Annotated in this window: 22 protein-coding genes and 2 pseudogenes; 19 read left to right on the top strand and 5 right to left on the bottom strand. The window is 53.1% G+C overall.

Translation table 11 applies throughout. The annotated features are described in order from the left end of the window. Positions 1-1,256: aconitase/3-isopropylmalate dehydratase large subunit family protein (locus tag D1646_RS11085; protein WP_160636518.1), on the bottom strand; the 1,256-nt coding region annotated here is incomplete at its 3' end. A gap of 264 nt (positions 1,257-1,520) precedes the next feature. On the opposite strand from D1646_RS11085, the gene D1646_RS11080 reads away from it, so the two are divergent. The 9 genes and pseudogenes from D1646_RS11080 (at position 1,521) to D1646_RS11045 (ending at position 9,733) form a co-directional block, all read left to right on the top strand. After that, on the top strand, positions 1,521-2,357 hold the full coding sequence (locus D1646_RS11080) for an amidohydrolase family protein (RefSeq protein WP_160636517.1): 837 nt from the start codon (positions 1,521-1,523) through the stop codon (positions 2,355-2,357). 12 nt (positions 2,358-2,369) lie between these two features. Beyond that, positions 2,370-3,371, top strand: coding sequence for a [citrate (pro-3S)-lyase] ligase (gene citC / locus D1646_RS11075; RefSeq protein WP_160636516.1), 1,002 nt, complete (start codon positions 2,370-2,372; stop codon positions 3,369-3,371). 10 nt (positions 3,372-3,381) lie between these two features. Further along, entirely contained in the window at positions 3,382-4,761 is a 1,380-nt protein-coding gene (gene citG, locus D1646_RS11070) for a triphosphoribosyl-dephospho-CoA synthase CitG (protein ID WP_160636515.1), read from the top strand. Between the two features lie 78 nt (positions 4,762-4,839). Beyond that, the gene (locus D1646_RS11065) at positions 4,840-5,328 is read left to right on the top strand and encodes an NAD(P)H-dependent oxidoreductase subunit E (protein WP_160636514.1); all 489 of its coding nucleotides are present in this window, start codon (positions 4,840-4,842) and stop codon (positions 5,326-5,328) included. Positions 5,329-5,340: 12 nt separating this feature from the next. Beyond that, entirely contained in the window at positions 5,341-5,721 is a 381-nt protein-coding gene (locus D1646_RS11060) for a (2Fe-2S) ferredoxin domain-containing protein (protein ID WP_243154130.1), read from the top strand. 12 nt (positions 5,722-5,733) lie between these two features. Then, a pseudogene (locus tag D1646_RS11055) lies at positions 5,734-8,205 on the top strand ([FeFe] hydrogenase, group A); the annotation flags it as partial. Between the two features lie 24 nt (positions 8,206-8,229). After that, positions 8,230-8,424 (top strand): iron hydrogenase small subunit, encoded by a 195-nt coding sequence (locus D1646_RS23235; protein WP_279279938.1) that lies wholly within the window; start codon positions 8,230-8,232, stop codon positions 8,422-8,424. Beyond that, complete coding sequence (locus tag D1646_RS11050; RefSeq protein WP_160636512.1) at positions 8,414-8,833, top strand: hypothetical protein; 420 nt, start codon at positions 8,414-8,416, stop codon at positions 8,831-8,833. The genes D1646_RS23235 and D1646_RS11050 overlap by 11 nt, the downstream gene beginning before the upstream one ends. Before the next feature lie 111 nt (positions 8,834-8,944). After that, positions 8,945-9,733 carry a MurR/RpiR family transcriptional regulator gene (locus tag D1646_RS11045; protein ID WP_160636511.1) on the top strand — a complete coding sequence of 263 codons (789 nt, stop codon included), beginning with the start codon at positions 8,945-8,947 and terminating at the stop codon, positions 9,731-9,733. Between the two features lie 72 nt (positions 9,734-9,805). On the opposite strand, the gene D1646_RS11040 is transcribed toward D1646_RS11045, so the two are convergent. Both D1646_RS11040 and D1646_RS11035 read right to left on the bottom strand, forming a co-directional pair. Then, complete coding sequence (locus tag D1646_RS11040) at positions 9,806-10,747, bottom strand: D-2-hydroxyacid dehydrogenase (RefSeq protein ID WP_160636510.1); 942 nt, start codon at positions 10,745-10,747, stop codon at positions 9,806-9,808. A gap of 83 nt (positions 10,748-10,830) precedes the next feature. After that, positions 10,831-14,097: a glycoside hydrolase family 3 C-terminal domain-containing protein gene (locus D1646_RS11035; RefSeq protein WP_160636509.1), complete on the bottom strand. Its 3,267-nt coding sequence runs from the start codon at positions 14,095-14,097 to the stop codon at positions 10,831-10,833. Between the two features lie 292 nt (positions 14,098-14,389). Here D1646_RS11035 and D1646_RS11030 point away from each other — a divergent pair, with 292 nt between their 5' ends. The 10 genes from D1646_RS11030 to D1646_RS10985 all read left to right on the top strand — a co-directional run bounded on the left by D1646_RS11030 (position 14,390) and on the right by D1646_RS10985 (position 24,492). Next, entirely contained in the window at positions 14,390-14,977 is a 588-nt protein-coding gene (locus D1646_RS11030) for a DJ-1 family glyoxalase III (RefSeq protein WP_160636508.1), read from the top strand. Between the two features lie 48 nt (positions 14,978-15,025). After that, positions 15,026-16,312, top strand: a complete 1,287-nt coding sequence (locus D1646_RS11025) for an SLC13 family permease (RefSeq protein ID WP_160636507.1) — start codon at positions 15,026-15,028, stop codon at positions 16,310-16,312. A 170-nt stretch (positions 16,313-16,482) separates the two neighbouring features. After that, on the top strand, positions 16,483-17,106 hold the full coding sequence (locus tag D1646_RS11020) for a nucleoside recognition domain-containing protein (protein WP_160636506.1): 624 nt from the start codon (positions 16,483-16,485) through the stop codon (positions 17,104-17,106). Between the two features lie 6 nt (positions 17,107-17,112). Further along, positions 17,113-17,601, top strand: coding sequence for a nucleoside recognition domain-containing protein (locus D1646_RS11015; protein ID WP_160636505.1), 489 nt, complete (start codon positions 17,113-17,115; stop codon positions 17,599-17,601). Between the two features lie 107 nt (positions 17,602-17,708). Next, complete coding sequence (locus D1646_RS11010; protein ID WP_347565197.1) at positions 17,709-20,177, top strand: glycoside hydrolase family 3 C-terminal domain-containing protein; 2,469 nt, start codon at positions 17,709-17,711, stop codon at positions 20,175-20,177. A gap of 12 nt (positions 20,178-20,189) precedes the next feature. Next, on the top strand, positions 20,190-20,786 hold the full coding sequence (locus tag D1646_RS11005; protein ID WP_160636504.1) for a hypothetical protein: 597 nt from the start codon (positions 20,190-20,192) through the stop codon (positions 20,784-20,786). Positions 20,787-20,966: 180 nt separating this feature from the next. Next, on the top strand, positions 20,967-21,674 hold the full coding sequence (locus D1646_RS23960; RefSeq protein ID WP_347565196.1) for a response regulator transcription factor: 708 nt from the start codon (positions 20,967-20,969) through the stop codon (positions 21,672-21,674). A gap of 629 nt (positions 21,675-22,303) precedes the next feature. Further along, complete coding sequence (locus tag D1646_RS10995) at positions 22,304-22,798, top strand: sigma factor-like helix-turn-helix DNA-binding protein (RefSeq protein WP_160636502.1); 495 nt, start codon at positions 22,304-22,306, stop codon at positions 22,796-22,798. Between the two features lie 162 nt (positions 22,799-22,960). Beyond that, positions 22,961-23,158, top strand: a complete 198-nt coding sequence (locus tag D1646_RS10990; RefSeq protein WP_347565195.1) for a helix-turn-helix domain-containing protein — start codon at positions 22,961-22,963, stop codon at positions 23,156-23,158. A 128-nt stretch (positions 23,159-23,286) separates the two neighbouring features. Then, positions 23,287-24,492, top strand: a complete 1,206-nt coding sequence (locus tag D1646_RS10985) for a site-specific integrase (protein ID WP_160636501.1) — start codon at positions 23,287-23,289, stop codon at positions 24,490-24,492. On the opposite strand, the pseudogene D1646_RS10980 reads toward D1646_RS10985, so the two are convergent. Both D1646_RS10980 and D1646_RS10975 read right to left on the bottom strand, forming a co-directional pair. Next, a pseudogene (locus tag D1646_RS10980) lies at positions 24,455-26,056 on the bottom strand (recombinase family protein). The gene D1646_RS10985 and the pseudogene D1646_RS10980 sit on opposite strands and share 38 nt — an antisense overlap. Continuing rightward, positions 26,053-26,406, bottom strand: coding sequence for a helix-turn-helix transcriptional regulator (locus D1646_RS10975; protein ID WP_160636500.1), 354 nt, complete (start codon positions 26,404-26,406; stop codon positions 26,053-26,055). Before D1646_RS10975 ends, D1646_RS10980 begins: the two are co-directional and overlap by 4 nt. Between the last annotated feature and the right edge of the window lie 34 nt (positions 26,407-26,440).

Below are 26,440 nucleotides of genomic sequence, written 5' to 3'. Positions count from 1 at the left end.
GTAATGCAGCCTCTTATAGCAGTGGCCATAGCGGCCATGGGAGAAAGCAAATAGGTGTGGCTGCCCTTGCCCACCTTACCGATAAAGTTGCGGTTGTTGGTGGCCACACCCACATCTCCAGCGGGGAGAGCCCCGTAGTGTTCAGCGGTACACAGGGCACAGGTGGGATTGGTGAACACCACACCAGCGGCCAGGAAGTCGAAGACCAGCCCCTCCTTTACGCATTGCATCTGCACCTCGGTAGTGCTTGGGGTAATGATAGTCCGGCAGGTAGGGCTCACCGTACCGCCGCCGGCCATCAGCACGGTATGGGCGGCCTTGATATCCTCGTAGCGGCCGTTGGAGCAGGAGCCGATATGTACCTGATCCACATGGGTCCCGGCTACCTCGGTGACCGGCTTGACATTGTCCGGGGCGTCGGGGCAGGAGGCCATGGGTGTCAGGTCGCTGACATCGTACTTCAGCACCTTGCAGTACTCCGCGTCCGGGTCGGCGGACAGGGCCTTCACCCGTTCCAGCACCTCATTGCCGGCCCGCTCCACTAGCCAGTCCAGTACTTCGCCGCTGGGCATGATGAGGGGGACCTTTCCGCTCATCTCGGTGACCATGGAGCACAGGGTGATCCGCTCGGCCAGGGAGGCGCTGTCGATGGTCTCGCCGGCAAACTCCACCGCCAGGTAGTCCATGCCGCCGGCCCCCAGGTCGCCCACGATCCTGGTCAGCAGGTCCCGCATACAGACGCCCTTCTGAAACTTGCCGGTTACCACGATCTTCATGGTCTCGGGAACTCGGAACCAGCTGGTGCCGTTGATATAGGCGGCGGCCACGTCGGAGTTGCCCACGCCGGTGGCGAAAGCGCCCACCGCGCCCAGAAGGTTCATGTGGCTGTCCGTCCCCAGCACCACATCGCCCGGCTTAATCAATCCTGCCTCCAGCATAACGTGCTGGCCGATGCCGTGGTTGATGTCGAAGACATGCTTGATTCCCTGGCGCTTGGCAAACTCCCGGATGATTTTCTGGTTGTTGGACACTTTCTCCGAATGGGAGGGGGCCTGAAGGTCAAAGGTATAGGCCACCTTGTCCGGATCCCAGACCTTGGCGTCCATCCCCATCTCCTTCTCGAACTGTAGCACGCAGTTGGCCCCGCCGAAGTCCCGGGCGGAGGCCAGGTCCACCTTGCACCAGACCCGTTCCCCCACCTGGACCGAGCGGCTGGCAGCCCGCTCCATAATTTTTACGATCGCTGTCTTCCCCATAATCATTCTCCTTTGTTTCGTCGTTTTAGAAAATTTTTAGGTTTGTACATGGTCAGCTTTCGTTCTTTTGCTCATATCAAAATATACTCTCATTATCCGCAATAGAAAAGCACTATATTTTTATATATATGAACATTTTAGTTGCAGAAAATCAGTGTTCAGCCCGCAACAATCAGTTGCAGGTTTTCGCAATATCTATGCTTTTCACGGACAATGCGAAATGATACAATGAAGGTATTATTTTAGCAGAAAGAGGTGCTTTTTATGGACTGTACAACCGTTTCTCTTCCGTTTGAAATGCCTGCTGACGCCTGTAACGTTCATCTGCACATCATTGATCCCGCCTTTCCTAATGACGGCAAGGCCGCCAGCCAGATCGGGACTGTGGAAACCTATCAGGCTCTGGTCAACAAGCTCCGCTTGCCTCGGGCTGTTTTTGTCCAGGCCAAGCCCTTTGCACTGGACAACGCCTGTCTGCTGGATGCTATCCAAAAATTCGGGCCGGACAACGCCCGCGGTATTGCGGTGGTAAACAACACCATTTCCGACCAGGGGCTGGAGCAGTTGCACAACGGCGGCGTCCGGGGCTTGCGCTTCAGCGTATGGAATCCTGACAACGCCGTGGTCTCCTTTGACGATTGCGCCCCCCTGAGCGAGCGGGTCAAGCACTTGGACTGGAACATGCAGCTGCACATGGGCGCCGCACAGCTGGTAAAGTGGGCCGATATCATCCGCAGGTTGGATTGCAAGGTGGTCATTGACCACATGGGCCGCCTGGACCCGGCGCTGGGCGTCAAGGACCCGGCCTACCCCTTCATCCAGGAGATGATCGACAAGGGCAATACCTGGGTCAAGCTGTCAGGCCCCTATCTCAACACCAAAACCGGCGAGCCCTGGGAGGACGCCACCCGGACCGCTGTCGCTATCGCCGAGTTTGCCCCTGAGCGGGTGGTGTGGGGCAGCGACTTCCCCCATGTTACCGAGAAGATCAAACCGGACGAGGTGGTCCTTACCGAAATGATTGCTACATGGCTTCCCACAAAAAAAGCCCGCCAACTGGCGCTGGCGGACAATCCGAAAGAACTGTATGGCTTTGTGTAAGAGGTCCCCGCTATGAGAGAAGAATATCGTGTGGCGCAACTCCAGCTGCAATATCCCCAGGATAAGGAACTTCTGGCTGCTTTTCTGGCGAAGAATCAACTGACCTATGAGGCGGATATCCGGGCCGCGTTCGGCGTTTTTGATGAAAATGACACACTGGTAGCCTGCGGCTGCGCCGCCGGTTCTCTTCTGAAATGCTTTGCGGTGGAGCCCAGTCTTCGGGGACAGAATATCCTGGGACTGCTGGTTTCCGCATTGGTTCAGAACCGCTTTGCCACTGGATTCTATGAGCTGTTCATTATCACTCGGGCCAAAAATGAGGCTATGTTTTCCAACTGCGGTTTCTCTCCCGTTGTGCGCACGGAACAACTTGTCCTTTTGGAGAACAGGCCCAATGGCCCCCAGGTCTTCACTGCTCCTATGCGGCAGCCCGGGGATGAGGAAAAAACAGCCGGCGCGATCGTAATGAACTGCAACCCCTTTACCCTTGGACACCGGGCGCTGGCGGAGTATGCCGCGTCTCACTGTGATATCCTGTACCTGTTTGTGGTAGAGGAGAATCGATCTGACTTCCCCACGGACGTCCGCCTGCGCCTTGTCCGCGAGGGAACTGCCCATCTGTCCAATGTACGGGTCCACCTCAGCGGACACTACATGATCTCCTCCGCCACCTTTCCCACCTACTTCCTGAAGGCTGGAGAGGATGCCGCCGCGTTGCAGAGTGAGTTGGACGTCACGCTTTTTGCGCAGTGTATCGCTCCCCCACTCCATATCACAAAACGCTTTGCGGGACAGGAACCCTTGGATCCAACCACAAATCGCTATAATCAGGCGATGAAACGGATATTGCCTCAATACGGCGTTGAGTTTTGTGAGATTCCTCGTATTTGTTTCGGAGAAGATGTGATCAGCGCTTCTCGGGTCCGTCGGCTTCTGCGGGAAAAGGGTGTATGTGAGGAGGTCCTGTCTCTGGTGCCTGAGACGACCGGAGCTTATTTGAAAACGGCATTTTAGGGGGCGCGATATGGAGCTTGAACGCATTTTTGACGGCACGGTTCTCACGGCGGAAGAAGTCCTGCAAAGTCGGACAGATCGGCGTCAACGCCAGCGGGAATTCCTGAAGCTGGGACATCCCTGCCTGATCAGCTTCACCATGAACATTCCAGGAGCTGTTAAACAGTTTTCTTTGGCTCATGCGGCCTTTCAGGTGGGACTTGAGCTTCTCCGGCAGGAATTGTGCGGTCATATCATTGACCAAAATCTGACAGAAAGCACTTCCGGAAACGAGGCACTGATCTGTGTAGATCTCCCCCCAAAACAGGTCAAGCAGTGTACCGTCGCGCTGGAAGAATATCACCCCCTTGGTCGTCTTTTTGACATCGACGTGTTAGACCATGAAGGCGTCTCGATTTCCAGGATCGCTTTAGGACTACCTCTACGCCGTTGCTTGTTGTGCGGCAAAAATGCAAAGCTGTGCGGTCGCAGTCAGGCTCATTCTCTGGAAGCAGTCCGTTTTGTTGTCGCCCAACTTCTCACAGACTTTTTTTGCAATCAAGCCGCAGACCGCTGTGCCGCGTGCGCTACTCGTGCTTTGCTCTATGAGGTATCCACTACACCCAAGCCTGGGTTGGTGGATCGAGCAAACTCCGGGTCCCACAAAGATATGAACTTCTTTACCTTTTTAGACAGCAGTGCAGCGCTGTCTCCCTGGTTTCGGGAGTTTTTCTGTATTGGATGGGCCAATGCCAGACAACAGGCATCAACATTATTCTTCCGCCTGCGTCTTGCAGGAAAACAGGCTGAACAAGCTATGTTCTCTGCAACAAAAGGCGTTAACACCCACAAAGGCCTGATTTTTTCTTTGGGAATATTATGCGGCGCACTTGGAGCTGTACATTCTGAAAACCCATTTCCGCTCCCAAGGGAACGCGTATTCCAGTTGTGTCAGGAGCTGGGGCAATGTGCTCTTTCCGACTTCAATGCCAACAACATACCAGAATCAAATGGTTTGTGGTGCTTCCGTATCCACCAGGTTGCCGGAGTACGGGGAGAGGCAGCACAGGGATTCCCAACCATAAGGAATATCGGCCTTCCCAGCTTACGCCGCCGGACCGCGCAAGGTTTCTCACTGAACGACGCTGGCGCAATGACCCTGATCGCCTTGCTGGCAAATACCACAGATACGAATATGATCCATCGCGGCGGAGTGAAAACGGCCCGAAAATGTCAGAACCAGGCTCAAGAATTGCTGAACCAAATAGACAAAGACGATCTCTATCCCCGGCTGAGTGCTCTGGATCAGCAGTATATCAAAGAAAACCTCAGTCCTGGCGGCTGTGCCGACTTATTGGCACTGAGCCTTATGATATTTTTCTTAGAACAGGAGGGATACCTTTCCTTATAAGCCCAAAATGTTAAGCTCACCGCAGTCTTTTCAGTGCTTCACAGTTAACGTTCTTATTTTTTGAAAGGGGGAAATAAAATGAAGAAAACCTGTCAATGTAAAGAAATAAAGGACCCGCGGGAGCAAAAATTGACAGAATGGATCATCCAGCACAAACAGGAACCTGGCGTTGCATTACCAGCACTTCAAAAGGCCCAAGAACTCTACGGCTTCCTGCCCGTGGAGGCCCAGCGAATCGTGGCGGGGGAGTTGGACAAGCCCCTGAGCGAGATCTACGGCATCGCCACCTTCTACTCCATGTTCAGTCTCACCCCCAAGGGCCGCAACCACATCAGCGTCTGCCTGGGTACCGCCTGCTATGTAAAGGGCGGCGGACACATCTATGAGCTGCTCCAGCAGAAGCTGGGCATTGAGGGCGGTGGCTGTACCCCCGACGGGCGGTTCAGCCTGGACGCCTGCCGGTGCCTGGGCTGCTGTGGTATGGCCCCGGTGATCATGGTGAACAGCGACGTGTACGGAAGCCTCACCGGAGACGAACTGGACGCGATTCTGGACAAGTATCAGTAGGAGGGCGGAAGAATGGATGAAAAGGGAATGGTTCAAAATTTTGATATGCTGCGGGCGGTCAAAGAGCGGGCTCTGCCCCGGCTGGACCCGGAGGTGGGCGGAAGTCCTCGGGTGGTGGTGGGCCTGGCCACCTGCGGCGTAGCTGCCGGGGCCCAAAGCGTCTACGATGCCATTGCAGCCGAGCTGGAGAAGCAGGGGCTGACAGACGTGCTGCTGGTCCGGACCGGCTGCGTCGGTATCTGTCAGTTTGAGCCGGTGGTGGAGGTCCATCTGCCCCATCAGGGCAAGACGACCTATGTGCGCATGACCCCGGAAAAGGCGGTGCGGATGGTAGACCAGCACCTTCTGGGCGGCAACGCCATCGCCGAGTACACCATCGGCGCCAGGCAGTAAGGGGGGAGAAGCATGTATCGCGGATATATCATGGTCTGCTCTGGCCCCAACTGCGGCGTTACCTCGGGCCGTCTGGCGGACGAATTTGAGGTGCAGATCAAGCTGGCCGGTCTGCGCAAGGAAATTCAGGTCATCCGGGGCGGCTGCCTGGGGCTGTGCGGCTCCGGGCCAAACGTTATTATTTTCCCCGAGGGAACCATCTACAGCCACGTCCAAAATGAGGACGCGGCCCGGATCGTCAGCGAGCACCTGCTCAAGGGCGGTCGGGTGGAAGACCTGCTTTACGACGAGAATCAGGCCGCTGGCGCGGTCCGGAGCCTGGAGGAGACGGACTTCTTCCAGAAACAGACCCGTATCGCCCTGCGCAACTGCGGCGTGATCGACCCTCAGAGTATCGAGGAGTACATCGCCCGGGACGGCTATGCCGCTCTGTACAAAGCGTTAACTGATATGACCCCGGACGATGTGATTGAAACCATTCTGGCCAGCGGACTGCGGGGCCGGGGCGGTGCGGGTTTTCCCACGGGCCTGAAGTGGAAATTTGCCAGTGGAAATCGGGGGAAGGTGCAGAAATATGTCTGCTGCAACGCGGACGAGGGCGATCCGGGGGCCTTTATGGACCGCAGTGTCCTGGAGGGCGACCCCCACAGCGTTATAGAGGCTATGGCCATTGCCGCCTATGCCATCGGCGCGGACAAGGGCTATGTGTATGTACGGGCGGAATACCCTGTGGCGGTAAAGCACTTGGGCATAGCCATCCGGCAGGCCGAGGAGCGCGGCCTGCTGGGCAGACATATTTTCAGCACCAACTTTTCCTTTGACCTGGAGATCAAGCTGGGTGCGGGTGCCTTCGTCTGCGGCGAGGAGACCGCCCTCATGACCTCCAGCAAGCGGGGCGAGCCCCACCCCCGCCCGCCCTTCCCGGCGGTAAAGGGGCTGTTTGAGAGCCCCACCATTCTGAACAACGTGGAGACCTATGCCAACATCTGTCCCATCATCCTCAACGGGGCGGAGTGGTTTGCCGCCATCGGCAGCGAGAAGAGCAAGGGCACCAAGGTATTCGCCCTGGGAGGCAAGATCAGGAACACCGGCCTGGTGGAGGTCCCCATGGGCACCACCCTGCGGGAGATCGTGGAGGACATCGGCGGCGGCATCCCCAAGGGGAAAAAGTTCAAGGCCGCCCAGACCGGCGGCCCCTCCGGCGGCTGTATCCCCGCCTCTCTCATCGACACCCCTATCGACTACGACAACCTCATCTCCATCGGTACCATGATGGGCTCCGGAGGGCTCATCGTCATGGATGAGGACACCTGTATGGTGGATATCGCCAAATTCTTCCTGGAGTTCACGGTGGATGAGAGCTGCGGCAAGTGTACCCCCTGCCGGGTGGGTACCAAGCGTCTGCTGGAGCTGCTGAACAAGATCACTGAGGGGCGGGGCACCATGGAGGACCTGGAGCGCATCGAGGAGCTGGCCGCCTTTATCAAGGAGAACAGCCTGTGCGGGCTGGGGCAGAGCGCCTGCATCAACTGCGGCCAGTGCATCGTGGCCTGTCCCACCGGGGCCATCACCACCGTGGTGGAGACCGACGAGGTGTGGGCCGCCATCGACAACCCCCAGAAGCACGTCATCATCCAGACCGCCCCCAGCGTCCGGGCCACTCTGGGCGAGTCCTTCGGGATGCCCGCCGGCACCAATGTGGAGGGCAAAATGGCCGCCGCCCCGCGGCGTCTGGGCTTCGACGGGGTGTACGACACCGACTTCGGTGCCGACATGACCATCATGGAGGAGGCCACCGAGTTTATGGAGCGGCTGAAAACCAGGGAGAACCTGCCCATCATCACCAGCTGCTGTCCCGGCTGGGTAAAGTACTGTGAGGAGTTCTACCCGGAGTTCCTGCCCAACCTATCCTCCTGCAAGAGCCCCCAGCAGATGTTCGGCGCTCTGGCCAAGACCTACTACGCCGAAAAGAAGGGCCTGGACCCCAGGGATATCGTCTGTATCTCCGTCATGCCCTGCACGGCCAAGAAGTTTGAGCTCAAACGGGACCACGAGTGCGCCGCCGGGGAGGGCATCCCCGATGTGGACATCGCCCTGACCACCCGGGCTCTGGGCAACATGATTAAGCGGGCCGGCCTGCTCTTCGAGCAAATGCCCGATGAGGCGTTTGACCCGGCCCTGGGCATCGCCAGCGGCGCGGGACACCTGTTCGGCGTCACAGGCGGAGTGATGGAAGCCGCTCTGCGCACCGCCGCTGAGACCCTCACCGGCAAGGAACTGGCCGACCCGGTGTTCCAGGCAGTCCGGGGCACGGACAGGGGCATCAAGGAGGCGGAGTACGAAATCGGCGGGGCGCTGGTCCGGGTGTGCTGCGCCAGCGGGATCAAAAATGCCTCCCAGGTGTTGGACGCGGTAAAATTCGGAGAGAAACACTATGACTTCATCGAGATCATGGCCTGTCCCGGTGGGTGCGTCAACGGCGGCGGACAGCCCTCCCAGCCGGCGGATATGCGCAACTTCACCGATTTGAAGGGGCTGCGGGCCAAGGCCCTCTACGACGAGGACGAGAGCATGACCCTGCGGAAGAGTCACGACAACCCGCTGGTAAAACAGGTGTATGAGGAGTATCTGGGCAGACCTGGCAGTGAAAAGGCCCATAAAATTCTCCATACCAGCTATATGGTGCGCAATTATGAATATTAAGAACATAGAGCAGTTAAAGGGTCTTAGTGTTCAGGATAAGCTGATTCGTGCGGCGGAAGTAATCGAGATGACACTTGGTATAATCATTTTGGTTTATTGCTTAATTTCCACCATCGGAATGATATTTGGTGTCAATGTGAAAAGTTTATTCCATAGTACCGCTTACTTACAATATCAGCTGTCCAATGTTTGTCTTATTATTATCGGAATTGAACTGATTATGATGATTACAAGCCACTCTGTTGATTCTGTGGTAGATGTAATACTTCTTGCGGTTTCCCGGCAGATGATTGTGGAGCACACTGCACCGCTAGAAAATCTGTTGACTGTCATTTCTGTCGGCCTGCTGTTCCTAATCCGCAAGTACCTGTATCTCTCTAAAGCAGATAAAAGTGATTTGCTTAGTTAGGGCTTTGTGCCAGAATAGGTGGTTTCTCGCTGAAACATTTACAAAATCTTGCAATTACGCTGATTTTTTGATCCTTTTGTGGTACAATAGATGAAATAAGGAGGTAAGCTTATGTTTTATAGCAAACTCCCCATCATGTTTCTATCTGAAATGGTCAGCAGCAAGCAGGATTCTACCAACGGTCGGATCGCCGCTTATATCTTGGAACACTTGGATGAAATCAAAAATGACTCAATTCGGGACTTGGCCGCAAAGACCTATGTGTCAATCAGCTCTATCAGCCGATTTTGCAGAGATATTGGACTAAGCGACTACACGGAGTTGAAGGAACTGATCGCATCTACCTCATTGAATTTCGAGGTGTGCTCACAGGCCACGACACCGCAGGGACAGAAAGAGGACTACATAGCGGCAGTGCAAGAAAGCCTGGAGAAAGTCCGAAGCAGTTTAGATATGGAGCTGTTGTACCGGCTGGCACAAGATATTTACGTCTACAAGAACGTTGCTATTTTTGGTATGCTAAAGGCCGAGACAGTGGCGATGAACCTACAGAGCGACCTGACTATGCTCGGGAAGGTTTCAACAACAAAGGTTCGTTTTTCTGAGCAGATTGACTATCTTTCTGCGGCAGACGCTGATGATCTCATTATCATTTTCAGCTTTACAGGAATCTACTATGATTATGGAATGCCTCAAAGCCATCTTAAGCGGCAAAGCAAACGACCAAAAATTTATTTTATCACCAGTGATATAGAGGCAAAACAAAGCGGCACCCATGACCAGGTGATTTGGTTTGATTCCAAGCAAGACCAGGCGTCTCACCCCTATCAACTCCAGCTGATCGGTGGGCTGATTGCCCAATGCTACGCCCATCTGCTCCAGCAAACGCAGGAACAATAGAACAGATAGAAATAAGGGTCCCGCTCCAACAGAAACCGGAGCGGGACTTTTCTTTATAATGGAAATGAGCAGTTACTTTAAGTTTAGGGCCACCTTGATCTTGCTGATAATGTGCGCGCCGATATTTCGGGCGGCATCTGTTGTTTGAGCACCCAAGTGAGGAGAGACAACAAAGTTGTCGCACTCGAACAGAGGGGAGTCGAAGCCCGCACCCTCAGTCAGCCCGCCGGCGGCCAGCTCGTTGGCCATGACGTCGGTGGCGAAGCCGCCCAGCTTGCCCGATTTCAGAGCCTCGTACATGTCTTCCTCATTGACAATGCCGCCCCGGGCCATGTTCAGCACCACCGCACCGTCCTTCATGGTGGCGATGGACTTGGCGTTGAACAGGTTTTTGGTCTCGGGAGTGAGGGGCATGTGGATGGTGACGAAGTCGGAAACCTTCAGCAGCTCCTCCACGGACACGCCCTTGGTGGCCTCCTGGTCAAAGATATACTCAGGGAGGTAGGGGTCGTAAGCGACCACATACATCTGGAATGCGTGGGCTAATTTGGCCACACGCTGACCCACACGGCCAAAGCCCAGAATGCCCAGAGTCTTGCCCCGCAGCTCCCGGCCCATGAACTTGTATTTATCCCAGTTCTTACCCACCTTTACATCGTTGCAGGCGTCGATGGTGTGGCGGGAGATATCCAGCATCTTGGAAATGGTCAACTCGGCCACGGCATTGTCGTTGAGGCCGGGAGCGTTGAAGACCTGGATTCCATTGGCCTTGGCGGTATCCATGTCGATGTGGTTCAGACCCACGGAGCACACGCCGATGACCTTCAGTTTCTCTGCGGCGTCCAGGATGGTCTTATTGATAGCAGGGTCCACCCGCATAATAAGGACCTCGTAGTCACCGATCATACCAGCCAATTCCTCCTGAGTGGGGAGGATCTTGGTGTCCACCTCCATATACTTTCCCAGTTCTTCAGCGATGGCAGGGGATACGACATCTATGATAAGACATTTCATAGGTAAATACACTCCTTACATAACAAAGTAGTTATTTAACAGTTTGCTCCAGCACAAGCCGGAGCAAGCTGTTTCTTAGAAGATTAGTAACGCTCAGGCTGCTTTTTCTTGTCGTTTACCTTATAGACCGTGACGCCGATCACAACAAGGAGCAAGGCGCCCGTAATGATATCTGCCGCGATGCAGCCGGCTTCCCAGGGGGCCAGGCCATACTTAATGACAGAGCCAGGTGCCACGCCGTTCATGGCATTGGAATTGGCGACCATATAGCACATATCTTTCGTGGCCTTCTGGAGGTACTTCACTGTGGTGGCACTGGGATTGTCCTGATCTACAAAATCTTTCCGGTTGGACTGGAGAATAGCGGTACCACCGTTGCGAATCAACTGATCCGGGTACATAAAATCGTGGAGAGCGTAGTCAGTCAGGGCAGTGCCGTGGAGGCCCCACTCGTCCCGGAGAATGGTTTGGAGCAGAGCATTGTTGCCGCCGGACCAAGTATTGCCCACGCAGTTGAATGCGGCCATTACACCGCTGGCAGCGCGGAAGTTTTCGATGGTGTGTACCTGGCCTTCGCTGTCCAGATAGGTCAAATCAGTGGTAGCTTCTTTAATTGCGATTTCGAATGCTTTCAGGTAAATCTCGCGCATGGACTGCTCGGTGGCCCAGGTCATCAGAATCCACTCTGGATTCTGGTAGCGATCCATAGACTCGTGCATATGGGTACCACAGTTCCAGGAACGAGCGAATGCCTCCTGGTCATTCATTGCAAAGTGCTTGATGTAGCAGAACACGCCATAATCGGCTGCCCCGGAAACCTCACAGGCACACAGCTTGCCGGCCAGGAACGGATCTTCGGAGAAATACTCAAAGTTACGTCCGCTGAAGGGGCTGCGATGGGTATTCAGACCGGGGGCGTACCAACCAGACATATCGTTGACAGCACCTTCTTTACCCACGGCCTGGCCAATCTCCTCCAACAGGTCTTCATTCCAGGTGCAGGCCAGCAGTACCTCGCAGGGGAAAGCGGTCATGTAGTAGGTGTCGATTCGAGCGTTCTCCTCCCCAAGAGCCTGGTGACGGAATGCCTGCGGGCCGTCGTTGTCCAAAGTAGAGGGCTTGCCATATTCAGGGAACGCTTCTGTCTGGAAGCCAGCCTTTCCCAAAAGCAGGGCCATTTCAGCGGGGGTCCACTGCTGGATGTAAGCATCCCAGGCGGGATCATCAAAGTCCACTCCCCGCAGGTCAATCAACTGGAGTCCGGAATTCACACCCGTGGCAGGCATATCAATATCCTCGTCGTGAAGCAGAGTCGCTTCTCTGGTGGAGTAGTCGTTATCAATCAGGATAGCTTCCAGTTCATCGGGCATCACACAGTCCTCGGGAGTAGGAGAGGTGGGCCAGGAGGCCTCAAAGCCAGCGGTGCGGTTCATAGTTTTGTCGCCATTGGCAACTTTCAAATTGCTGCCGGTCAGTTCCCGCTCAAAGGCATTAACAGCGGTAGTATAGCCAGTACCCTCACTGTTGTGAGCATAGCGTTCACTGTCCCGAGGGCCATCGTTCGCATCGTTGTAAATAATTGTCTTGCTGACGGCATTTGCCTGCGCAAAGATCACAGCGTTATCGCTACCGGATAGAGCCTGGGAATCGGCGGGTGTGGCATAGGCCCAGGCGTGACTGCCATAAACAGTCTCGTCCACAGTGCCCAGGTAGAAGGTATAGTCGCCCGCATCCAAAACATAACAGCAATTCACGGTGTCGTCATAGGAGGCGATGTCTTCCTGATCCACAGTAATGGTCATTGTTTCACTCTTACCAGGCTCCAGAATCTGTGTCTTGTCGAAGCCACACAGAATTACCTTTGCTTTCTCGATACCATTTTCATAGTAGGGAGCCTCCACATAGAGTTCCACGACATCCTTACCAGCAACAGAGCCAGTGTTGGTAACCTCCACATTAAAGGTAAATGTTCCGTCCTTGTATTCTGCCTGAGTAATTGCTTGGGAGAATGTAGTGTAGGACAGGCCATAGCCGAAGGGATAAATCACGCCATTGGTACGATTGTAGTAGGGATCGTTTTCCGGAGTCTGGGTACCAAAGTATCCATCTGCTGCCGCTGTCTCATAGAAACGGTAGCCCATATAGATACCTTCTTCATAACCTACAAACATGATGGGCCGTTCCTTAGCGCCATCAAGATAGGGGATCATGGTGTCGTACTGATTGTCGAACTCTCCATCAGCATCATAATAGACATCGCTGCCAAAGTTCATCATCACGGGGGAGGTAAGCAGATCGGCGGGATAAATATCTGCCAGACGGCCGGAGGGATTCACCGTGCCGCACAGCACATCGCCAATCGCATAAAAACCGTGCTGGCCAGGGCCGCCAACAAAAAGAATGGCGTCTACCATCGGATCATCCTGGAGATTGCCCAGCTCCATGGTATTGTTGGCGTTGATAATGACAACGATTTTACCGTCCTGTCCACGAAGTTCCTTCGCCTTGGCCAGTGCCGCCTCCTCTTCATCTGTGAGTTCCAGGTAGTGTTTATCGGGGTTGACGCCGTACTTATTGACACTGCCACCCTCTTTGGTCATAACACGGGGAGCGTCATGGTACTCACCTCCGCCCCGGCCCAGCCAAAGGATCTGTACCTTATTTTCGGAAGCATTAGAGCGGTCGCAGGCCTCTTCAATTTCCTGGGCATTGAGCTCGGGAACATCCCAGGATGCCCGGAACGTGTTGGTCATAGAAGGACGCTGGGGCTCAGTGTTGGTGTCATGATCTTCGGGATAACCGTTGGCCTTTGTGATTTGCCAATCGGTGTAATGGACCTTGGACCAGTCCATATAATAGTCGGAAAGTTCCTGGTTGATCAGAATATTGGAAGCAGCCAGAGCCTCTGTGGGAGAAACAAGATCATTGGATCCCACGGCACCAGAACCGGAGCCGCCTAAACTGGGATAGTAGAAAGACCAACCAAGTCCATTGACTGTAAGGGTATTGTTGCTGGAGAGGGGTGAGCCGTTGTTGGTCAGAGGAAGGGTGTTATTTTGGTTTTTCAGAAGGACAATGCCCTCACCCTCGGCTCGGCGGGCTACTTCCTGGCCATCCAGAGCGGTCTGCTCTTTGGGCATGCCCGCCGCATTCAGCTTGTAGTAATCGGTATCCCAGTTTTCTGTGCCAGTTGCGGGAGTAATGGAAATTTGGGCACTGCCAAATACCGCATCCATGACAGTACTCCAATACTGCATGACTCCGGTGGCTACAAGGGACAGCACCAGCAGGATACTACACAGAGGGATAAAGATGCCGCCGAATTTTTTGGGACTCATTTTCTTTTTCATGGTTCTGCTCCTCCTGTTGATATAGATTTAGGTGTTCGTCCGTCATTCTGTCCAGCAGCGGGACCGGTCCGCCGCTGCTTGACAGCCTTTGCACGAAAATAACAAAAGATCAGCATAAAAACAATAGATTTCCAAAAAATGAAACAAAAGCTCTGTTTCAAATTTTGAAACGGCCAAACTGTTTCAAGATTTGAAAATCCGTTGACCAAACGCCAATATTCTGGCAATATCGGGGCAGATAATTCGGAAAAACAACCAAATCAAATTTAGTAACAGAAAGGAAGCGAATATCATGGTCAAAAGAGTAATGGTTATCCTTGCGGACGGCTTTGAGGAGGGCGAAACCACGACCATTATCGACGTCCTGCGAAGGGCTGATTTTGAAACCGACGGCGTGAGCATCAATGGCGGGGAGATTGTCACCGGCACCCACGGTATGCGTCTGTTTGCGGACCGGGTAATGGGAGATAAGACGGAGGGGTTCTACGACTATGACATGATTGTCCTGCCCGGGGGCTGGGGCGCCGCGGACAATATGGCGGCCGACCAGCAACTGACTCAGCTCCTGCAATGGTATGATGCCCAGCCCGAGAAATATGTGGCCGCTATGTGCGCCGCTCCCGGCGTGCTGGCCAAGGCGGGTATCACAAAGGGCCGCAGAGTTACCTCCTACCCAGGTCCCAAGCTGGAACCGCTCTTTACCGAGGCCAACTATGTCACAGACACGGTAACCTTTGACGACCACATGGTCACCAGTAGGGGCCCCGCCACCGTGCTGCCTTTCGCCTTTGCCCTGGTGGATGTTCTGGGCGGCGACAGCGCGTTTATCAAAGAGCGTTTCCTTTACAATGCGCTGAAGGACTGGCCTGACCGGGTTTGATCTACTTCCCGTACTAATTTGAAATTGAAAATAAAGGAGATACTCGCTATGACAACACAAGTCGCGATACTGCTTGTTATTCTCTTAGCCATGTCGATCTGTTTTTTTACGGAATTACTGCCGATTTCGTTTACAGCCCTCATGGTTCCCGTCATGCTTCAGGCGACGGGTATCCTCACAGCCTCACAGGCATGGGCAGGCTTTGCAAACACCACGATCATCACATGGTACGGACTGTTTATTATTGGCGGTGCCTTTACAAAAACCTCTTTTACAAAAAAGATCAGAACCCTTGTCAATCGCTATGCGAAGGGCAGTTCAGTGCGTGTCACACTGATTGTTCTGCTCGCCTGCTCTGTCATTGGCATGATGACCAGCGCCGGCGGTACGATCGCACTGCTGAGTCCGCTACTGCTGGAGATCTGCAAAGATACTGGCATGGATGCCAAAAGGCTGCTTAAGCCCACGGCAGATGTGTGCAACTGGGCCTCGGTTCAGATGTTTCCCATCGGCGGTTCTATCGCCTACCTGATGTGGTTCAATTCCTATCTGGAGCAAGTCGGGACCGATCTGCGCTACGGCCCGTTCGACTTCACATTTATCAAGTTCCCTATGTGGCTGGTTCTGGTCGCTTACTATTTGTTTATGAGCCGCGGTCAGAAGCTCAAGAGCAATGCCGCTGTAGAAGAATTGAAGGATGACGCTCAGCCGTCACGTTACACACCCCAGCAGGAAAAGATCATTGTCGGGATTTTTTTTGTAAATGTTATTTTAATGGTCGTTGTTAGCATGACAAAGATCGTCGAGCCCTATCTGGTCAGCCTGTTCTTTGCGGCAGTGGTAGTCGGCATGGGATACCTCAACGAGAAAGAAGCATTCCAATCGATCAGCTGGCAAACGGTATTTCTGGTCGCCGGTACACTGCCCTTGGGGACGGCAATCAATTCCTCCGGCATGAGCGACTGGATCGTAAGCTTGGTGCAGTCCATGTTCCCGTCTCTGACGAATCCGGTCGTGCTTGCGACAGCTTTTGCGGTTCTCAGTATGGTCGTCACCCAGTTTATGAGCAACCTGGCTGTGTGGGCGGTGTTTGGTCCGATCGCCGCATCAATGGCCGTGTCACTGGGGATGGATCCCCGGCTCGTCCTTGCAGGCGTGGGCGTAGGCTCGGTGATCTGCTTCGCGACTCCGATGGCCGCTCCCGCACCCGCCTACGCTTATTCCGCCGCCGGTTTTACCATGAAAGAATACTTAAAAATGGGCTGGTTCCCCTGTGTGCTTATGACGATCGTTTTTGTCCTCTGGGCTCCACTTGTACTCAATTGGCTGTACTGATTTGATTGATTTGGGAGGACAGCAAAACATATTTCTGCCATAAAGCAAATAAAGGGATACAATGGACGGTTCGCCGCCGTTGTATCCCTTTGGGGTTAGAAGCGTCTATACTGCCCAGAAAAATCCGACAACATTTCATTTTGAGCACACAGAGAAAGTGGGGATGCAATATGGTTGATGAAAAGGCGGAAATCAAGTGGTACTCCTGGGTGGCCTTAGCCATTTTGATTCTGATGGTCTCGGGTCTGTTTAAGAATTCCGAGAGTCCTTTAAGGGCAATCGATTTTACCAACCTGACAGGCGCTTTCGGCGGAATTGCTGACGAAAAGAACTTTCTCGGTTCCGGTGGCACTGGCGCCAGAGACGGTTTCCTCCAGGCCCTGAATATTGCTCCTGTGGTTATTCTTTTTTGTGGAATTATGGACGTGTGTCAGGAGTTTGGAGTCATGGCTGCCTCCAGCAAACTGTTTCGGTTTGTCCTCAAGCCACTAATGGGTATTCCTGGCTCCGCCGGTCTGGCGCTGGTGGTTTCCTTCACCAGCGTGGATGTGGGTGCTGTTATGACACATGAGCTACTGGATAATGGTGCCATCAATGAGGATGAGACAGCCATTTTCGTCGCCTATCAAAACGCCGGCTCTGCGCTTATCGCCAACCTGATGACCACTGGTGCAGCCCTGATGACCGTCATTCCCTACTCCTTTGGATTTATGTTCATGATCTGCATGATTTGCAAGATCATAGGCGCTAATATTACCCGTGCGCTTGTTGCAATGTCAAGGAAAAGAGGCTGAGAACTTATGGCGGAGAAAAATTCAACGGTCCAAAAGAAGGGCCTGATAGAAGTCTTTACAGCAGGCTGTAGACGCGGCTTCAATATGTCCGTCAACTCTATCATGCCCGCTTTAGTCCTGGGCTATGTGATAATCCAGTTTCTGCAGCTCTCCGGGCTTATGGATGTCATCAGCACGGTGTTCCGTCCCTTTATGGGCATATTGGGCCTTCCCGGAGAGGCCGTAACCGTTTTGGTTGCCGCTTTTCTGGCTAAAGCCTCCGGTTGCGCTATGGCTGCCCTGATGTACTCCGAGGGTATCCTAACCCTGGGCCACTGCTCGATCCTGATGCCCGCCTGTATGCTGATGGGTACCCTGATCGGCGGCTATGCCCGTATCATCATCGTGTCCGGAGCCAACAGGAAGTGGCATACTTTCCTTTTTCTGCTTCCCCTTCTGGATGCGGCGATTGCCATGATTATCATGCGCTTTGTTGTCGCTACGGCGGGAATCTGAAAGCACAGATTGCTCCATACAAAAAACGGATGACCCAACATAACAAACAGAGGAATGGCTCGCCTGACAGGGCAGGCTACCCCTGTGTATAGAAAGAGGATGAGATTGTGAAGCATCAGGAAATTGTTTCCCAAATGACGCTGGAGGAAAAATGCTTTTTACTCTCTGGTAAGGACTTCTGGCAGACCAGGAGCGTGGAACGGCTGGGCATCCATAACATGGTGCTTTCAGACGGCCCTCATGGGGTGCGCCGGCAGGCCGGCTCCGGGGATCAGCTGGGGCTGAATCCCTCCCTGCCCGCCACCTGCTTCCCCACCGCCGCCACTATCGCCAACTCCTGGGACCCAGACCTGGGAGAGAAGATCGGTGAGTGCCTGGGTGAGGAGGCCGCTTCTCAGGGCGTAGGTGTCCTCCTGGGTCCTGGACTCAACATCAAACGCAGCCCCCTGTGCGGCCGGAACTTCGAGTATTTCTCCGAGGACCCCTACCTGGCCGGTAAGATGGCCGCCGGGTACATCCGGGGTATCCAGAAAAACGGCGTGGCCGCCTGTCCCAAGCACTTTGCCTGCAATTCCCAGGAGCTGCGCCGCATGGCCTCCGATTCAGTGGTGGACGAGCGGACCCTGCGGGAACTCTACCTCACCGGCTTTGAGATTGCTGTGAAAGAGGGGAAGGCGAAGTCCCTCATGTCCTCCTACAATCGGGTAAATGGCACCTACGCCAACGAGAACTACCATCTCTTGCAGGAGATCCTTCGAGATGAATGGGGCTTCGATGGCTTTGTAGTCTCAGACTGGGGCGGCTCCAACGAGCACATTGAGGGTGTCCGGGCGGGCTCCCACCTGGAGATGCCCACCACCGGCGGCGACTCCGACCTGGAGCTGGTTCAGGCCGTAAAGGACGGGAAAATCAGCGAGGAAATTATCAACCAGAGAGTGGATGAAATTCTGGACGTGATCCTGCCTGTTACTGCCGCCATCGTCCCGCTGGAGGGCAAGCCCTTCGATATCGAGGTCCACCACAAGATGGCCGCGAAAGCCGCCGGGGAGTCCATTGTCCTGCTGAAAAACGAGGGGAACATCCTGCCGTTGAAGAAATGCACAAAAGTCGCCGTCATCGGTGAGTTTGCCCAGAAAGCCCGATATCAGGGGGCGGGCTCCTCGGTGGTCAACGCCACGAAGGTGGACAACGCAATAGATGTAATTGGCAATTTCGACCTAGACGTGGTCGGCTTTGAGGCCGGTTACCCCCGTAGCGGCGAAGGGGACCCCACCATGCAGGTCAAGGCTGTAGAACTGGCAAAGAAAGCTGATATTATCCTGCTCTACATCGGCCTGGATGAGATCAGCGAGTCCGAGGGTCTGGACCGGCCCCACATGAAGCTGCCCCAGAGCCAGGTGGACTTGATTGAAGCTGTCGCTGCTGTTAACCCCAATGTGGTGACGGTGATGTCCGCCGGGTCAGCGGTGGAAATGTCCTGGCTGGACAAGTGTAAAGCCGTCATTCACGGTTATCTCTGCGGCCAGGCAGGGGCTGGGGCCATGCTCCAGGCTATCCTAGGCGAGATCAATCCCTCGGGCAAGCTGGCTGAGAGCTACCCCGTTAAGTATGAGGATGTATCCTCCGCCACCTATTTCCCCTCCAAGCAGCGAACGGCGGAGTACCGGGAGGGGCTCTATGTCGGTTACCGTTACTATGAAACGGCCAATGTCCCCGTCCTGTTCCCCTTCGGCTACGGCCTGAGCTACACCACCTTCGAGTACAGCAACCTCATTGTCACTGACAAAGAAGCGACATTCACCCTCAAGAATACCGGATCAATAGATGGTGCAGAGGTGGCTCAGCTCTATATCTCTAAGCTGTCCAGCGAGGTGTTCCGTCCTGCCAAGGAGCTGAAGGGTTTCCAAAAGGTATTTCTCAAGGCCGGTGAGAGCAAAACCGTCACTATTTCCCTGGACGACAAGGCATTCCGGTACTTCAACGTCAACACAAACAAATTTGAGGTGGAGGGTGGCGAGTATCAGGTGCTTATCGGCGCGTCTGTGACAGATATCAAGCTGTCCGGAAATGTGACCGTGGCGGGCACCAACGCCCCCAATCCCTCCGACAAAAAAATTCTCGCCGACTATTATACTGGTAATATCAAAGTCATCCCTGATGTGGAATTTGAAAATCTGCTTGGCCACCCCATCCCGGACGGAAGCTGGAGCGGCACCCTCACCATGAATGACGCCCTGTGCCAGATGTACTATGCCAAGAGCGGCCTGGCCCGGGTTGTCTGTCGGCGGCTGACCAGTATGATCAACAAGAGTATGGAGAAGGGCAAGCCCAATCTGAATCTGATGTTCAACTACAACATGCCCTTCCGAGGGATCGCTAAGATGACCGGCGGCATGTGTACCATGGAGATGGCTGAGGGCATCCTCATCATCGTCAATGGACACTTTTTCAAGGGCCTTGGACAGATCATCGGTGGCTTTTTCCGGGCCGGCAAGAAGCGCAAGGCCGCCAGCTCCCCCAACTACCGGATGGAGTACATGGCGGACTACAAAGAAGATAGATTCGAGAACAAATAAGGAGGTGCGGGAATGAATTTTATGAATCGTTTTGCGGAAAAGCACCCCAAGGCAGCGGAATGGATCCGCAAAGGCGGATTATTCCTCATTTTCAGTTGGGCAGTCACGGCACTGAAAGCAGTCATACTTATGTTCTTGCCCACTTTGTTCCACGGCATGGTGGGCGACAGGGAGTGGCTGTTCCCCGGCATCCCGGTGGAGCTGTTTGGGGTCGACTTCAAGTTGTCCATCATCGGCAACGCCCTTGAGGTTGGCACAGACGGTGCTTACTTGGTTAACAGTGGTCTGGCTTTTACCCTGGCCAACCTGACCGCTATCTTTTTCGGCGAGTGCATTAACTTTCCCCTCCAGCGCAATGTGACCTTTAAGAGCCACGGCCCCCTGGCTTCTCAAATTGGGCTGCACCTGCTGGCTACCATCGCGGTGTTCCTGGTGATGAATCTGTTTACCTGCGTGTGGAATCCCGTCACCGTAGCGCTCATCTCCAACGAGGCTGTACGCAACACGGTAAGCAGCATTGTTACCACTGTGGTCACTGGCGGCGTGGCTATGGTTATCATCTTTGCCGTAGACAACAAAATATTTGCTCCCAACTTCGGGAAGAAATGAGGAAGAATCCCTACACTCTACTGTGGAAAGAACAGAAGCTGAACGTGACTGTTACACCCAAGATAGTACAAATCACCGGAGAGAAGCAATAGGAACCTGTGACTTTGGAGGTCTGGAGGCGGGAATATGATTTTCGAGAGGAACTGATTGCTGTAAACAAAAACATTTGACTCAACGGGGGTGATCCATATAAAAAGACAGATATTAGTGGTAAATGAGGATTTGGCTGTAGGCCGGACTATATGTGACAGTATGGAGGATGAGGTTACAACTGTATGCTACATGACATCAGCAATGGAAGCCCTGGCCGACTACATAAAAAATGAGTATTGCCTTGTTATTCTGGATGTTCAGATCACAGATACGAATAGCGTGGAATTGCTCCGAACCATAAGGAACACAAAGCATACACCGATTTTAGTGCTGACTGATCCATTAACCTCAGGGGATATCGTCACTCTTTTCCATGCCGGGGCAGACGCCTGTCTGGAAAAGCCCCTAAACATAGAGGTCTGCGCCGCACAGGCAAACGCTATGATCAAACTTTATATTGAGTCGGATATCAACCATAATCAGTATAAACCAGTCGTCCATGGCTCGGAATTTATGATAAGTCCTCGATACCGGCAGGTCATGATTGATGGAAAACCACTGGCATTGACCAGAAGAGAGTTCGATTTACTCCATTGTCTTGCCAGTTCCCCGAAGCAAGTATTCACTTGCGAACAGTTATACAATCATGTCTGGGGAGATGATTCAGTGGTTGCGGTAGACGATATCGTAAAATCACAGATCAAAAGGTTGCGAAAAAAATTATCGCAAATCGGGAAAGATTACATACAGACTGAGTGGGGCGTAGGATATAAATTTGTTTTATCAGATTGCTAAGCACCACCCGAACTGGACAGCCGGCAGGATGCCGCATATTGTGGCAAATTCTGTCGGCTGTTTTTTGTAAATTGTGTCGAAAAAAGCAGAACGATGCCCGATTTTTGCCCTAGTTATGCCACGGGGGTGCCACTTTTACAGTCTATACTTCTGTCCAGTGGCAGTCCAGAAAAAAGAGTGATATTTGGCAAAAGAATAAACCACCCTTTGGCAGACGGCAGTGAATACTGCCACAGTTCCTTTTGGTAAGAGGAGACAAGCCGTCTGTGTGCCAGCCGTAAACGGAAGGAGTTCCTATGCGATGGACGATCCATCGTATTGAGGATATCTGCCGGTATGACGCGCCAGGACACACCGCTTACTTGAACGTATTTAGGCGCCCTTGTCTCGGTTTCTCCCGCAGGAACAAAAGAGAGCCGGTTAAAAAACCGACAGAACCTCCGCCTGCCCGATCAGTCACATCGGTGAAATACCCCAATGCGTACCAAGCGGCCGAGTATCCACGATTCTGTGGAGTCGGCCGCTCTTTTTCTACCTGTGGGTATTACCCCGGATGCCGTTCCCCTCCAATCAAAATTTCTCGTTTGCCCAGTGTAACGATAAACTTTGATTGGAAAGGAAATCTTATAATGGTTAACGATATGAAACTCCGTGTGACCTATCTCTTGGAAACCTACCAGGAGCGCCAGCGCAAAATCGCCCTGCCGCACTATGAATTGGATCACCCTGCCCATGCGTCTGAGACTGAGATGATCAGCGCGATGGCTCTGGGACATGGTGATGGCAGCGGCGGCGGACATATGGATGGCCGTATCTCCGACAAGACCCTCTACATCGCTCTCAACTACCAGAGCAAGGCCAACAAACTGAACGCTGATATCAAGGAGGAAATCGTGGTACAGTTGGTAGAGCTGGAGCAAGAACAGCGGCGCCTGGAATACTATGTTTCTCTGTTGGAAAAGCGGCAGGCCGAAGTAATCAGGCTCATCCATTTTGAAGGCCACACTCAGAATGAAGTGGCCACGGAATTGGCGGTAGTCCCCCGTACTGTGCGGCGGATCAGAAACGAGGCCTTGGACAAACTTGTTGATATGTTTTCCTTTGCAAAGGACTTTGCGGAGTAATGTAATCAGTTGTATACCCAGGCGTTGACGATGTCCGCAAATTGTCCGCATGATGGTACTTGCTTTGTCCAATCATTCTGTGCTATTATTAAGCTACCAAAAAAGAAGGCACTCCAGACGATCTGGGGTGCCTTCCCTTTATTGTATCTTGGGGGAATATTTGTGAAAAGTCAAACAAAGGAGCGGATGTTTTCTGAATATCCCGATGTTGTCAATGTCAAGCAGATGTGTGAAATGCTCGGTGGGATTGGGATGAAAACAGCGTATGGTCTTCTTCAGAGCGGCGAAATTCGCTACATAAAGATTGGAAAGTCGTTCAAGATTCCGAAAGTCAGCATTGTCGAATATCTGCTTGGCTAAAAAGTTTCGGCGCTGAGATATAAAAATAAAGTTTTCGGGGTGGTTGGAGAGAACAGCTAGGCATGGTATAATTGTACTGTCATTGGCAGGAAATACTATGCCGCTGCTCGTAAGGAGGCGTTCAATCTATGGTAGCGGGCCACCTGCAAATCAAAAAAGACTATTACTACATGGTACTCAACCTAAAGGATGAACAGGGACGCAGAAAATCAAAATGGCTTCCAACAGGTATCCAGGCAGTCGGGAAGAAAAAGGAAAAGAGAGCCCAGGATATGCTGCTGGAGACCCGCTGCAGTTACAAAGAGCCTGTGATCCGCTCTGCGGAACTGGAATCTGCCCGAATGAGCAACACAATTCTGTTTGCTGACTATATGCTGAACTGGTTGTCTATCATCAAAAACTCTGTGGAGGAAGTTACTTATGCGGGATACGAAGGTGTTGTAACCAAGCGGATCGTCCCATATTTCCGTAAAATGGGCGTGACATTGGGAAATCTGACCGCGCTGGATATTGAGCGATTCTACGAATACTGCTTCGACACTCTGGGAATCAAGGGGAGTACAGTACAGCATTACCACGCAAATCTTCATAAGGCATTAAAGTATGCTGTTAAACATAACCTGATTGATTCCAACCCAATGGAAAAAGTGGAGCGGCCCAAAAGTCAAAAGTTTGTCGGCTCATTCTACTCAGTTACTGAATTAGAGCAGCTTTTTCAAGTAGCAAAGGGCGACACAGTAGAGTTTCCTATCCTGATGGCAGCGTTTTATGGATTGCGCCGCAGCGAGATCATGGGCCTACGCTGGCAGGCTATCGACTTTGTGGGGAATACGATCATGATTGACCACACGGTTGTCCAGTTTCGCTCAAAAGGTAAGACCAGGGTTGTTCAGAAGGACCGGACAAAGAATGTGTCCAGCTGTCGATCCCTTCCTCTTGTTCCCCAGTATCGGGAGTTGTTGCTCCGGATGAAGGAACGACAGGAACAGTGCCGGAAACTGTGTGGAAACTGCTACATTGAAAGCGACTACATCTACGTCAATGACCTGGGTGCTCCCTACCAGCCCAATTTTGTCTCCCAGCATTTTAGGACGCTCCTGGAGAAAAACCGGCTTCGGGTCATTCGCTTTCATGATCTTCGCCACACTTGTGCCTCGTTACTGCTAAAAAACGGGGTATCTATGAAGGAGATTCAAGAGTGGCTGGGTCACAGCAACTTCTCTACGACAGCTAACACCTATGCACACCTGGATACGGCCGCAAAAAACACATCCGCAGCGAAGATGGACAAGGCAATTAGCATTGCTCCTGGGATTCAAGCCAGCCCATGGTAACAGGAGAGAACTCAGGAGAGAACTGGCCGAAAGCAAAGAAAAAACCGGGCCTCTCAAAACTGAGAAACCCAGTCATTCCAAGTGGTGCAGTTAAGCAATCCATATCCGAACCGGATTTTTCCGCAGCAGGGGAGGATTTGAGGTCATCAAATGTAATCGTGTCTGTCCCCTCCTTGTAGTTGAAGGTAATCACCATCTTGTCATCGTAGAGGAAAATCGCGTTGACGAACGTGTCAATCAACATTTTCCGATGGGACTTCTGCCGCGCGTCCAGCTTGCGGAAACGATGAAGCCAGAAGGTCATAAACTCAGCGCTGACCTTGGGCTTCGCCAGCTTCTCGCAGGCGATCTTTGTTTCCAGTTCTTCCTTCGTGGCCTCCAGTTCCTCCAGACGACCCTTCGTGGACTTGGTAAGGATACCCTGTTGGATGGCGTTGAGCAAATTCTGGATACCCTAGTCTGCCTCCCGCAGCTGCTGCTCGTACAGTGGCAGATTGACATTCTCCTGCTCCTGCAATTCCATGAGCATAGCGACAATGGCTTCGATGGCGCTATCGTCCATCACCATCTTCATGGTTTCGCTGACCACCAAATCCTCGATCCAGTCTTTCTTGACGGACTTTTTGTGGCAGTTCGTCCGCTTCTTTTTAACAGACACGCACTTGTAATAGCGGTGGGTAGTCCCGGTATGACTGGTGCCGCTTTCGCCGCAGAGGTAGGCCCCACAGTAGCCACAGAACAGCTTCGTTGTCAGAAGATAATCTTCCTCTGCCTTATGCCGGGCAGGGGCTTTTTTGTTCTTTGCCAAACGCTCCTGCACTCGCTCAAAGAGGTCTTGGGGAACAATGGCGGGGATGCCATCCGGCACAACAATGTCCCGGTAGGTATACTCCCCGATGTAACGGCGGTTGTTCAGAAGGTGCTGGACGCTGTTGTAGGTCAGCGGCTGGCCCCTTGTATTCTTCACACCCTGCTCGTTCAGATAGTCCCGAATTTCCTTCATAGTCGCACCCTCAGCGTACTGCTTGAAAGCCTCCAAAACAAAGGGAGCGGTCAGCGGGTCAAGCTGGAAATACTGCTCGCTGTCAATCATGTATCCGATGGGCAACGTCCCGCCGTTGTACTTAGATTTCAGAGCATTCTCGGTCATGCCCCGGACTACCTTTTCGGAGAGATCAGCAGAGTAATATTCGGCATACCCTTCCAGAACACTTTCCAGAATGATGCCCTCGGCTCCATCGGAGATCACCCCAGTGGCGGATACCACCTTGACCCCGTTCTTTTTCAGTGTGGCCTTGTATCGGGCGCTGTCATAGCGGTTCCGGGCAAACCTGTCTAGTTTCCAGACAATCACCATGTCAAAGAGCCGCTTGCCGCTGTCCCTTATCATATTCTGAAACTCCGGGCGGTTGTCGGTCTTGGCGGAGAAAGCCCGGTCAATGTAATGACGCAGGACGGTGATGCCGTTCTTCTCGGCAAAGGCGGTACACTCTCTGATCTGCCCTTCGATGCTTTCTTCACGCTGATTGTCGCTGGAGTACCGGGCGTAAATGACGGCTTTCATCCTCTCGCCTCCCCCAGCATTTCAAAGACTGTTTGCTTCAATTTTTCGTTCATGGCCGACCCAGGTTCGAAGCACATCTCCACAAATTTTTGCATTTCCGGGTCACTGGTAAGATCAGGTCTGTATTTGTATAGCTTACCCTGTGGTTCATCGCACCGCCCGAAAATGTAGTCCAACGATACATCGAAATAATCTGCGTAGCCTCGTAAAACCGAGAATGGTGCCGCCGTCTGCCCATGCTCATAACGATTGATTGCAGGTTGGCTTGCTCCCAACAGTTCTGCCATTTTTGCCTGTGTCAAATGAGCTTTCTCCCGTAAAAATTTAAGCCGCTGTCCAACTAAGACCATCTTTACCCTCCCCTTAAAGTTGATAAACATATCA

This window comes from Pseudoflavonifractor sp. 60 (assembly GCF_009911645.1).
Taxonomy (GTDB): domain Bacteria; phylum Bacillota; class Clostridia; order Oscillospirales; family Oscillospiraceae; genus Lawsonibacter.
The sequence above is the reverse complement of the archived record's forward strand: the minus strand, read 5'-3'. Positions and strand labels throughout refer to the sequence as shown.

Bases quoted from the DNA above. Each gene is read 5' to 3' on its own strand.
- D1646_RS11020 (WP_160636506.1), top strand. From the start codon at position 16,483: ATGGTTGATGAAAAGGCGGAAATCAAGTGGTACTCCTGGGTGGCCTTA.
- D1646_RS10985 (WP_160636501.1), top strand. From the start codon at position 23,287: ATGGTAGCGGGCCACCTGCAAATCAAAAAAGACTATTACTACATGGTA.
- D1646_RS11015 (WP_160636505.1), top strand. From the start codon at position 17,113: ATGGCGGAGAAAAATTCAACGGTCCAAAAGAAGGGCCTGATAGAAGTC.
- citG (WP_160636515.1), top strand. From the start codon at position 3,382: ATGGAGCTTGAACGCATTTTTGACGGCACGGTTCTCACGGCGGAAGAA.
- D1646_RS10995 (WP_160636502.1), top strand. From the start codon at position 22,304: ATGGTTAACGATATGAAACTCCGTGTGACCTATCTCTTGGAAACCTAC.
- D1646_RS11040 (WP_160636510.1), bottom strand. From the start codon at position 10,747: ATGAAATGTCTTATCATAGATGTCGTATCCCCTGCCATCGCTGAAGAA.
- D1646_RS11060 (WP_243154130.1), top strand. From the start codon at position 5,341: ATGGATGAAAAGGGAATGGTTCAAAATTTTGATATGCTGCGGGCGGTC.
- D1646_RS11035 (WP_160636509.1), bottom strand. From the start codon at position 14,097: ATGAAAAAGAAAATGAGTCCCAAAAAATTCGGCGGCATCTTTATCCCT.
- citC (WP_160636516.1), top strand. From the start codon at position 2,370: ATGAGAGAAGAATATCGTGTGGCGCAACTCCAGCTGCAATATCCCCAG.
- D1646_RS11065 (WP_160636514.1), top strand. From the start codon at position 4,840: ATGAAGAAAACCTGTCAATGTAAAGAAATAAAGGACCCGCGGGAGCAA.
- D1646_RS11025 (WP_160636507.1), top strand. From the start codon at position 15,026: ATGACAACACAAGTCGCGATACTGCTTGTTATTCTCTTAGCCATGTCG.
- D1646_RS23235 (WP_279279938.1), top strand. From the start codon at position 8,230: ATGCGCAACTTCACCGATTTGAAGGGGCTGCGGGCCAAGGCCCTCTAC.
- D1646_RS10975 (WP_160636500.1), bottom strand. From the start codon at position 26,406: ATGGTCTTAGTTGGACAGCGGCTTAAATTTTTACGGGAGAAAGCTCAT.
- D1646_RS11030 (WP_160636508.1), top strand. From the start codon at position 14,390: ATGGTCAAAAGAGTAATGGTTATCCTTGCGGACGGCTTTGAGGAGGGC.
- D1646_RS11005 (WP_160636504.1), top strand. From the start codon at position 20,190: ATGAATTTTATGAATCGTTTTGCGGAAAAGCACCCCAAGGCAGCGGAA.
- D1646_RS11045 (WP_160636511.1), top strand. From the start codon at position 8,945: ATGTTTTATAGCAAACTCCCCATCATGTTTCTATCTGAAATGGTCAGC.
- D1646_RS11050 (WP_160636512.1), top strand. From the start codon at position 8,414: ATGAATATTAAGAACATAGAGCAGTTAAAGGGTCTTAGTGTTCAGGAT.
- D1646_RS11080 (WP_160636517.1), top strand. From the start codon at position 1,521: ATGGACTGTACAACCGTTTCTCTTCCGTTTGAAATGCCTGCTGACGCC.